This is a genomic window from uncultured Gimesia sp. (assembly GCF_937919775.1).
GTDB lineage: Bacteria > Planctomycetota > Planctomycetia > Planctomycetales > Planctomycetaceae > Gimesia.
Map to the genome: position 1 here is coordinate 1 of NZ_CALFPF010000683.1, position 2,190 is coordinate 2,190.

A 2,190-nucleotide genomic window follows, 5' to 3' on the forward strand; every position below is an offset into this window, starting at 1 on the left:
ATTTACGCATTAGGGCCCATATCCGGCAACCATGAGTTGAATACTGTGGGGGCCAGCACCACAACGGAAGCAGCCCCGTTTGATTCCACGCTGGAATCAATGCAACAGAGCGCACCGGCGCCTTTAAGAAACAGTGCCCCGCTCAGCCAGCAGACTGCTCCTGCGGAAGAGCCGGAACCATTTTCTTCGCGCATCCCCGATTACCTCAGAACCAAACCGATGTGGAAACGCTTCACCCCCTACTTCCTCGTCCTGTCAGCGGGCGTCGTCTGGGCCGGTCTGTTCTTTGGAGATCCCACATTTTTCCCGGAACTCTTTTCAAGCCGCGTCAGCTCAACTCAACTGGCTGGTAATCTGCCTGAAAACAAGGAAGTTGATCTCCCCGTGCCCGGGTCCACCGCACAGGCAGTCCCTGCCCCGGACATAAAACAACCTGCAATCGCACCGTCGTCTCAGCCAGCTGCCGCTGAAAACCAGACATCAACGAAAGCCACGAATACGACTGTCGCTGACAGTGACACGGCCCTCGCCATGAACAGTAAACCACCGGCATTCGATGCCCCCCCTCCTGCTGATACGGAAAACGGAGCAACCACAAACGCCGTCCCTGCAAAGCCTCCGGTAGCGGAATCACTTCCTGCCACGCCAGTCGCTTCACAAAACACGACACCGCCACAACAGCCGGTTGGTACTCCGCCCACAGCATCGGCACCTGATGATAAAACCGTCGCGATGAACAACGCCAACAACAAAACGAATCCACCACCGCCACCGAAAATCGAGCTGGCTGACGTAGCAGCACAGGCACCGGCCGCGCAAATTGAGTCGGAAGACGGTTTCTTTCTGACACGAGCCGACACCAAACGTGAATTAGCAGGTAAAAATGACTGGGTCATCCGGTCAAAAGTCAGCCCGATCCAAGCAGGTACGCCTGTCGCATCGCCGGAACCATTCACGGCACGCATCAATATTCCCGAAGCACTCTGTAAAGTCGTACTGCTGCCAGGCACTGAGGCCACTTACATGGGCAAGAGTGACGCCGCCGAAATGGGTTTTCAGATTCAGGAAGGCCGCCTACGCATTGAAGCGTCTCGTGGCCTGAATGATGCGAAAAATGCCGCAGGACCGATCCTGTCCATCAAAGTCAATAATGAACTCTGGAGGATTGAACTTGTCACCAGGGACAGTGTTTGCGGAATTGAAATCAACCCGATTCAACCAACAAAACCAGGGGAAGCACTTGGCGACAACGGTTACACAGGAGCTTTATATGCCTACTCAGGCATGATCCGTTTCTCTGACGGCAAAGGCAAAGTAGCCACGATTGATGCGGGGCACTGGATGTCACTTTCAGCCAAAGATCGGTCTGCCGGTATCATCGACCCTTCCAACCAGCCAAAACCCTTACGTGTTCCCCGTTGGGTTGAACCGGACTATAAAGACAACTCGTATACTTCCCGTCGATCCATTGCCGCTTTTGTTAAAGAGCTGAAAGACGATCAACTGGTTTCGCTCACCATGCCTGCAATCACCAAAGATTTGAAACCGAACATTTCCGATTTGGCGACCAAGTCCCTGGCGTTAACCAACCAATACCAGGAACTGGTGAAAGTCCTGGATGAAGTTGACCACCATGAGTCTCGTATTGCAGCCATCAACGGCATCCGTAACTGGCTGCCACGCGATCCTGAAAATGGAAAACTGCTTACGGAATCGCTGCAGGAACAGTTTTCACCCGAGATGGCCGAAATTATGGAACGACTGCTCTGGGGATTCCAGAAAGAAGATGCACAGGATCGGTTCATTTCAGGCAGACTTGTTGAATGGCTTGAGCATAGCAATGTTGCCGTACGAGAGCTGGCCTTCAATTACATTAACCAATTGACTGGCAGACCTGTCGACTACTCTGCGATCGCGACGCCAACCCAGAGACGGGCCACTGCCAGAAGATGGTTCTCCCATATCGAAAAACATGGATCACTGCTTGGCCCCCAAGAAGCAACAAATTCTGTCCCAAAGGAGAAAGCGGCGAGCACACCTCAATAAAAACCAGCATCACAAACTGGCGGCAACCGGATGACTACGATAACACTCTATCCTTAGTTTCTTCATGGACTTAGCTGTCTCAGCATTTTTTTGAACACTCACGGAAATTCAGACAAAAAACAATAAATTCCTCTTGATGCAATT

1 pseudogene is annotated in these 2,190 nt (G+C 52.2%); it reads left to right on the forward strand.

The features are described 5' to 3' along the window. A pseudogene (locus Q0294_RS19380) lies at window positions 1-2,046 on the forward strand (hypothetical protein); the annotation flags it as partial. Window positions 2,047-2,190: the final 144 nt, after the last annotated feature.